Below are 7916 nucleotides of genomic sequence, written 5' to 3'. Positions count from 1 at the left end.
CGTCCAGGGCGTCGGCGACGCCGTGGCCGTAGAAGCCGTTGTAGTTCTTCCGGCCCTCGCACACCGCGTCGACCTTGCCGTCACCGTCGAGGTCGTACGGGTCCGTGCACGGCGTGGCGTCCGCCTCGGCGTACAGGAGCGCCTTCACCAGGGCGGCCGACGCGTGCGGGTGCGTCGACTTGATCAGGGCGGCCACGCCCGCGACGTGCGGGGTCGCCATCGACGTACCCGCCATGTAGCCCCAGCTGCCGCCGGGCAGCGGGCCGAGGATCAGGCCGCTGGTGGCCGGCGGGGCCGGGGTCTGGAGGCGGGTCGAGTCCCCGCCGGGGGCGGCTATGTCTATGACCCCCAGGCCGTGGTTGGAGAAGGACGACTTGATGCCCTTGGCGCCGGTCGAGGAGACCGTCACCACACCCGGGAGCTGGGTCGGGATGTCGTAGCACTTGGACGGGTCGACGACCCGGTCCGAGGGCGTCGCGTCGTTGGGGGAGACCGGGTCGGTGATCTCGTCGGCCGCGAGGTCGTAGCTCTCGTTGCCTGCCGCCGCGACGTTGACGACGCCCTTGTGCTCCGCGTACTGCGTGGCCCGGGTGATGGCGTCGACCAGGGCCTTCTGGTCCGGGTCGTTCTTGCAGTTGAAGTACCAGGGGTCCGTGTAGTAGCTGTTGTTCGTGATGTCGACGCCGTGCTCGGCCGCCCACACGAAGCCGCAGACGACGGCCTCCGTGTAGAAGTAGCCGGCCGTGGTCGACACCTTGATGCCGGACACCTTCACGCCCGGCGCGACGCCCGTGACGCCGACGCCGTTCTTGGCGGCGGCGATCTCGCCGGCGACGTGCGTGCCGTGCGGGCTCTCGCCCGTGGTCGGCCGCCAGGCACCGTCGGTCGTGTCGGGCTTGCCCGTCACACAGTTGACCGAGGCGGCGCGGTCGAAGTTCGGCGCGATGTCCGGGTGGGTGTCGTCGACGCCGGTGTCGATCACGGCGACGGTGACCTTGCGGCTGCCGAGCGTCTTCTCGTGCGCCTTGTCCGCCTTGATGGCGGGCAGGTCCCACTGCAGTGGCTCCAGCGGGTCCTGGGCCGCGGTGGCGCCCGCGGTGGCGTTCGCTATCTCCGCCGCGGAGAGCACCTTCGGGGCGCCCTCGTCGGTGGTCGACTGCGCGGGCAGCGGCGCGTTGCGCGTGTTGCCCGCGGACTGCACGCCCGGCACCTTGCGGATGAGCCTGGCGAAGTCGGGGTTCGCCGAGTGGACGACGACGACCCCGATCCGGTCGTACGACGTCACGATCGTGCCGCCGGCCTTCGCGATGGCCTTCCTGACGTGCTGGGAGGGACCGAACCCGGGGAACACGTTGACGACATAGCTGAGCGAGGTCGCGTCGGCCGTGACAGCCGCGGCGGGGGCCGCCTCGACGTCGGCCGCGGCGGCGGCCTGGATGTTCGGCAGGAAGGCGAACGCCGACGCCATGACCATCCCGACCGGGATCGCCACGGCGCGACGGGAGCGCGAGTGGGGGGCTGTCATAGAGGGTCTCCAGTTCCTTCGTTCGTGGACATGCGGACCGTGCGGACTGTGCGGAAAACCTGGAAAACGTGGCAGAACGTGCGGGTCACTTGACCGCACGCAGCGCGTCGACGATTCCGAACCCGAAGAATCCGTTGACCCGTTTGCCGCCCTCGCACACCGCGTCCTGCGTGCCGTCACCGTCCTGGTCGTACGACACGGGACAGCCGGGGTTGTTGGCCTGGACCTTGAGCAGCGCCTGGAGCTGGGCCGGGGTCGCCTTCGGGTGCTTCGACTTGAGCAGCGCGGCGACGCCCGCGGCGTGCGGCGAGGCCATCGAGGTGCCCTGCAGGAAGCCGTACTCGCCGTTCGGCATGGTGGACAGGATGCGGCCGTTCTTCGACGGCGTGTCCGGTATCTGGTACTTGCGGTCGCCGCCGGGGGCCGCGATGTCGATGACGCCGTTGCCGTAGGTGGAGTAGTACGACTTGACGTTGTCGACGCCCGTGGCGCTCACCGTGACGACACCCGGGAGCTGGGTCGGCACGTCGAAGCACTCGTGCGGGTCGATGGTGCGCGTGACCGGCGGCGAGTCGTCGGGGCTGGTCTCGTCGACGATCGCGTCGGAGTCGAGGTCGTGGGCGGAGTTGCCCGCCGACGCCAGGTTGAGGGTGCCCTTCTTCGTCGCGTACAGCTGCGCCCTGTTGACCGCGTCGACGATGGCCAGCTGATCGGGGTCGTCCAGGCAGTTGTACAGCCACGGGTCGACGTAGTAGCTGTTGTTCGTGATCTCGACGCCGTGGTCGGCGGCGAACACGAAGGCGCACACGACGCTCTCCGGGTAGAAGAGCCCGTTGGCCGGGTCGCTCACCTTGATGCCGGAGACCTTCACGCCGGGCGCGACCCCGGCCACCCCGATGCCGTTGCGGGCGGCGGCTATCTCACCGGCGACATGGGTGCCGTGGTAGTCCTCGGCGGTGTACGGGCGCCACGCACCGGCGCTGGTGTCCGCGACGCCGCCGACGCAGTTCGCCGACTGGGACGCGGAGAAGTTCGGGGCGAGGTCGGGGTGGGTGTCGTCGACGCCGGTGTCGATCACGGCGACGGTGACCTTGCGGCTGCCCGGGTTGATCTTCGCTGCCTTGTCGGCGCCGATCGACCGCAGGTCCCACTGGTCGGCTTCGAGGGGCTCGCTCTCGGGGGTCTTCGCCGACACGGCCTCGACCTTGGCTGCCTCCGCGGCCGTCAGATAGTCCGCCGCGCCCTCGTCGGTCGTCCCGGCGGCCACCAGCGGCGTGGTCCGGGTGGCACCCGCGGACCGCACCCCGCGCGCCGCGCGGATCTCCGCCCCGAAGGTGGGGTTCGCGGAGTGGACGACGATCACACCGATCTTGCCGTACGTGACGACGACAGTGCCGCCGGCCTTGGAGATCGCCTTCGTCACCGCCCCGATCGTGTGACGGTCGGTGCTCTTGGTGTTGACGACGTACGCGAGGTTCGGACCGTCGGCGGCGCGGGTGACGGAGGCGGCCGGTTCGGCGGCCGAAGCGGCCACGGGCAGGAAGCCGAGGGAGGCGGTCAGGGACAGTACGACCGGCACCGCGAGAGCGAGCCGGCGTCTGGAGCGCAGATGAGCCATGGGTTCTCCACATCATCCGGAAACGATGCAAGCCCGGACAAGGATGGTTGCCGGGCAAGCGCGTAGCAGGGACGGACAACAGTTGTGTACGCGCGAAAAAGCGGGCACGGGCGCATGGCCCGCACCTCCGATTTTGCAGGTACATGACGGGTGGTACAGGGCGAAGCTATCCCGCATCGTCGCTGGCCATCAATGACTTCCGGAAACCAGTTCGGAAAGAAGCATGGCGAGTTGAACCGGTCCTCGCGTGGCGCCGTGACCTTGGGCAGGGAGCACGAGGACCATCGGGCCCCTGTCGGATCACGCGTGGGGGCCCTACCATCGCGAGCCGACCCCCTGTGATCCAGATCACCGCGAGGTCAGAGAAGAGCCATGTCCGTACCCAGCCCGACCCCGTCCCCGAACGACCACGCACCGCCGTCCACTGTCGTGACCGCACCCGCAACGCGAGGAGACTCCGTGGCTACCGACGCACCGCCCCCCTCGAAGACAGAGCGCCACGTCCCCTCCACGGAGGAGTTCGTCGAGGTCCAGCAGAGCGCCGAGTTCGGTGAACTGCGCCGCGCCCACCGCTCCTTCGCCTTCCCGCTGACCCTCGGCTTCATCGCCTGGTACCTGCTGTACGTCCTGCTGTCGAACTACGCGGGCGGCTTCATGGGCACCAAGCTCGTCGGCCACATCAACGTCGCCTTCGTCCTCGGCATCGCCCAGTTCGTCACCACGTTCCTCATCGCCTGGTGGTACTCGCGGCACGCCGCCGCCAACCTCGACCCCAAGGGTGAGGCGATCAAGTCCCGGATGGAGGGCGACGCATGAGCCCCGTACAGCAGAGTGTTCTCGCGGCCGGGGAGGCCGGCGAGCACCGGCCGCTGATCATCTCCCTGTTTGCGGTGTTCGTCGTCGCGACCCTCGTCATCACCGTCTGGGCAGGCCGCCAGACCAAGAGCGCCGCGGACTTCTACGCCGGCGGACGCCAGTTCACCGCCTTCCAGAACGGCCTCGCGGTCTCCGGCGACTACATGTCCGCCGCGTCCTTCCTCGGCATCGCGGGCGCGATCGCCCTCTTCGGGTACGATGGCTTCCTGTACTCCATCGGCTTCCTCGTCGCCTGGCTGGTCGCCCTGCTCCTGGTGGCCGAACCGCTGCGCAACTCGGGCCGCTACACCATGGGTGACGTCCTCGCGTACCGGATGCGCCAGCGCCCGGTCCGCACGGCCGCCGGCACGTCGACGATCGTCGTCTCGATCTTCTACCTGCTGGCCCAGATGGCCGGCGCGGGCGTCCTCGTCTCGCTCCTCCTCGGCATCACCTCGGACGCGGGCAAGGTCGCCATCGTCGCCCTCGTCGGCGTCCTGATGATCGTGTACGTCTCCATCGGCGGCATGAAGGGCACCACCTGGGTCCAGATGGTCAAGGCCGTGCTGCTCATCAGCGGCACGATCCTCATTACGTTCCTGGTGCTGCTGAAGTTCAACTTCAACATCTCCGATCTCCTCGGCACCGCCGCCGAACGCAGCGGCAAGGGCGACGCCTTCCTGGAGCCCGGTCTGCAGTACGGCGCCAGCGGCACCACCAAGCTGGACTTCATCTCGCTGGGCATCGCCCTGGTCCTCGGCACCGCCGGTCTGCCGCACATCCTGATCCGCTTCTACACGGTGCCCACGGCCAAGGCCGCCCGGAAGTCCGTGAACTGGGCCATCGGCATCATCGGCGGCTTCTACCTGATGACGATCGCGCTCGGCTTCGGCGCCGCCGCGCTGATCGACCCGAAAGAGATCACCGACTCCAACCCCTCGGGCAACACGGCCGCGCCACTGCTCGCCCTGCACATCGGCGGCGTCGACTCGACCTGGGGCGCGGTGCTGCTCGCGACGATCTCGGCGGTCGCCTTCGCGACGATCCTCGCCGTCGTCGCAGGCCTCACGCTGGCCTCGTCGTCGTCCTTCGCGCACGACATCTACGCCAACGTCATCCGCAAGGGGAAGGCCACCGAGAAGGAGGAGATGAAGGCGGCCCGCTGGTCCACCGTCTTCATCGGCATCGTCTCCATCGCCCTGGGCGCCCTCGCCCGCGACCTCAACGTGGCCGGCCTGGTCGCGCTGGCGTTCGCGGTCGCCGCGTCCGCCAACCTGCCCACGATCCTCTACAGCCTGTTCTGGAAGAAGTTCACCACTCAGGGCGCCCTGTGGTCGATCTACGGCGGCCTGATCGTGGCGGTCGGCCTGGTGCTGTTCTCACCGGTGGTCTCCGGCGACCCGAAGGCGATGTTCCCGGGCGTCGACTTCCACTGGTTCCCGCTGAAGAATCCGGGGATCATCTCCATCCCGTTCGGCTTCCTCATGGGCTGGCTCGGCACGGTCCTCTCCAAGGAAGAGCCCGACACCGGCAAGTACGCCGAGCTCGAGGTCCGGTCCCTCACGGGAACCGGGGCGCACTAGCACGGGGCGTCCGTTCGCCGGCAAGGCATCGCGCGGGGCCGTCGTAGGGATCTACGGCGGCCCCGCGCCGCATCCTGTGGCATCGGGCCTGCCTTGTTGTCAGTGGGGTCACGTAGGCTCGCAGGTACAGAAGGACTTCTGTCCATGCGATCCGCTACGAGGGAGGGGGCCCACGTGCTCATCGACACTTTCGGCCGAGTGGCCACCGATCTGCGCGTCTCGCTGACCGACCGCTGCAACCTGCGGTGCACGTACTGCATGCCCGAGGAGGGCCTGCAGTGGCTGGCCAAGCCGGACCTGCTCACGGACGACGAGATCGTCCGCCTCATCGACATCGCGGTCACCTCCCTCGGTATCGAGGAGGTCCGCTTCACCGGCGGCGAGCCGCTGCTGCGCCCGGGTCTGGTCGGCATCGTGGAGCGGGTCGCCGCCCTGGCCCCGCGTCCGCAGATGTCCCTGACGACGAACGGCATCGGCCTGGGCCGTACGGCGTCCGCCCTGAAGGCGGCGGGCCTGGACCGTGTCAACGTCTCCCTGGACACCCTGCGCCCCGACGTCTTCAAGACCCTCACCCGCCGCGACCGCCACAAGGACGTCATCGCCGGCCTGGAGGCCGCCCGCGAGGCCGGTCTGACCCCCGTGAAGGTCAACGCGGTCCTGATGCCGGGGTTCAATGAGGACGAGGCCCCCGACCTCCTCGCCTGGGCGGTCGAGCACGACTACGAACTGCGCTTCATCGAGCAGATGCCGCTGGACGCCCAGCACGGCTGGAAGCGCGACGGCATGGTGACCGCGGGCGACATCCTGACCTCCCTGCGCACCCGCTTCGACCTCACGGAGGAGGGCTCCGGCGAACGGGGCTCGGCTCCCGCCGAACGCTGGCTGGTCGACGGCGGCCCGCACCGCGTGGGCGTCATCGCCTCCGTCACCCGCCCGTTCTGCGCCGCCTGCGACCGCACCCGCCTCACCGCCGACGGCCAGATACGAAACTGCCTCTTCGCCCGCGGGGAGACCGACCTGCGAACCGCCCTCCGCTCCGGCGCCCCCGACGAGGAGATAGCCCGTATCTGGCGCGAGGCGATGTGGGGCAAGAAAGCAGGCGCAGGCCTCGACGACCCGACCTTCGTCCAGCCCAACAGGCCGATGTCGGCGATCGGCGGCTGAAGCGGCTCAGGTGTCCGAGGACTCCCACTCCGCCAGCCTCACCACATCCTTGAGGAACCCCCGCACCCCCAGGAACTGGGACAGGTGCTCGCGATGCTCCTCGCACGCCAGCCATGTCTTGCGCCGCTCGGGCGTGTGCAGCTTCGGGTTGTTCCAGGCGAGCACCCACTCGGCGTCCGCCCGGCATGCCTTGGCGGAACAGATGGGGGAGTCAGGGTCAGGGCCGATCATCCTGCGACCCTAACCCGGCGCGAAGAGCGCTCAAAAAGGCGACGCCGAGCAGCCACGGGGGGAGCTGCCCGGCGTCGGTCTGTCGCTCCGACGGGGGATGCGGAGCGCGTACGAAGTATGTCACGGGTGACCGTCCGCCCGGCAATGGAACAGCATGATTGATCTGAGCTTTTCTTGAGCTTGGGGACGCCCTCCGCACTGACTTTTGGTCAGGCCCGCTCGCGCGGATTACCCCTCGTACCGGCCGTCCGATCGCCCCCATCGTCTTCCGCCGCGGATTCCGCGAAACCCTCTCGCGGCTCGGGCGGCGCGATCATCGGCCGCACCGGAGCCGTCACGAACGTCGACGGGAGCCCCGGCGCGTTCTCCCGGCCGGCATTGGCGATCACCACGGAGATGTAGGGCAGGATCATGCCGAGTACCAGCGCCACGAACGCGACGTGCCGTTCGACGTTCCAGAGCGTCGCCGCGAGGACCACCGCCACCGTGCGCACGGACATCGAGATGACGTACCTGCGCTGTCTGGCCCGGACATCGTCCGCGAGCCCCTGCCGGGCCCCGGTGATCCGGAAGACCTGGGCACCGCCGCTGCTGCTCTGCTTCCGCATCACGTTCCACCATCCACCCGAATCGGACCCGCCCCGGGCCGTACCCGCACCGAACCAAGGTCGGGGAACCAGGCCCGGACGCTTTCCACGTTACGCCGCGCCTGCGCCGCCTACGAGACCGGGGCACCTTCCGACGGGGTGACCCGACTGCGCCGTACCGCGTACCGAGGTCCCCGACATGCGCCGTAGCGCGAACGGGCCGACACTGGGCGTAATGCTCACGTAGAGCCGTACGAGGAGGCATCCATGGGCTGGTTGTGGGCGATCATCGTGGGATTCGTGCTGGGTCTGCTGGCCAAGGCGATCATTCCGGGCAAGCAGCACAGCCCGCT

At 69.1% G+C, this 7916-nt stretch carries 7 protein-coding genes and 1 pseudogene; 4 read left to right on the top strand and 4 right to left on the bottom strand.

Annotation, left to right across the window (positions count from 1 at the left end; translation table 11 throughout):
• Positions 1-1525 (bottom strand): S8 family peptidase (locus tag STRTUCAR8_RS00490; RefSeq protein ID WP_044471393.1); only part of this gene is annotated, 1525 nt, incomplete at its 3' end.
• A gap of 85 nt (positions 1526-1610) precedes the next feature.
• The gene (locus tag STRTUCAR8_RS00485; protein ID WP_006373377.1) at positions 1611-3143 is read right to left on the bottom strand and encodes a S8 family peptidase; all 1533 of its coding nucleotides are present in this window, start codon (positions 3141-3143) and stop codon (positions 1611-1613) included.
• A gap of 459 nt (positions 3144-3602) precedes the next feature.
• On the opposite strand from STRTUCAR8_RS00485, the gene STRTUCAR8_RS00480 reads away from it, so the two are divergent.
• The 3 genes from STRTUCAR8_RS00480 (at position 3603) to moaA (ending at position 6745) form a co-directional block, all read left to right on the top strand.
• Positions 3603-3959, top strand: coding sequence for a DUF485 domain-containing protein (locus STRTUCAR8_RS00480; protein WP_006373378.1), 357 nt, complete (start codon positions 3603-3605; stop codon positions 3957-3959).
• Complete coding sequence (locus STRTUCAR8_RS00475; RefSeq protein WP_006373381.1) at positions 3956-5581, top strand: solute symporter family protein; 1626 nt, start codon at positions 3956-3958, stop codon at positions 5579-5581. Before STRTUCAR8_RS00480 ends, STRTUCAR8_RS00475 begins: the two co-directional genes overlap by 4 nt.
• A gap of 174 nt (positions 5582-5755) precedes the next feature.
• The gene (gene moaA, locus STRTUCAR8_RS00470) at positions 5756-6745 is read left to right on the top strand and encodes a GTP 3',8-cyclase MoaA (RefSeq protein ID WP_006373382.1); all 990 of its coding nucleotides are present in this window, start codon (positions 5756-5758) and stop codon (positions 6743-6745) included.
• Between the two features lie 6 nt (positions 6746-6751).
• Here the strand turns inward: moaA and STRTUCAR8_RS00465 are convergent, their stop codons facing one another.
• Together STRTUCAR8_RS00465 and STRTUCAR8_RS00460 are read right to left on the bottom strand one after the other, a co-directional pair.
• Complete coding sequence (locus STRTUCAR8_RS00465; protein WP_006373383.1) at positions 6752-6976, bottom strand: hypothetical protein; 225 nt, start codon at positions 6974-6976, stop codon at positions 6752-6754.
• 209 nt (positions 6977-7185) lie between these two features.
• Positions 7186-7584 carry a DUF3099 domain-containing protein gene (locus STRTUCAR8_RS00460; protein ID WP_006373380.1) on the bottom strand — a complete coding sequence of 133 codons (399 nt, stop codon included), beginning with the start codon at positions 7582-7584 and terminating at the stop codon, positions 7186-7188.
• A 246-nt stretch (positions 7585-7830) separates the two neighbouring features.
• Between STRTUCAR8_RS00460 and STRTUCAR8_RS53765 the strand changes: the two are divergent.
• Positions 7831-7916: pseudogene (locus STRTUCAR8_RS53765) on the top strand (GlsB/YeaQ/YmgE family stress response membrane protein); the annotation flags it as partial.

This window comes from Streptomyces turgidiscabies Car8 (assembly GCF_000331005.1).
GTDB classification, from domain to species: Bacteria; Actinomycetota; Actinomycetes; order Streptomycetales; family Streptomycetaceae; genus Streptomyces; species Streptomyces turgidiscabies.
This window is presented reverse-complemented; position numbering and strand designations above follow the sequence as displayed.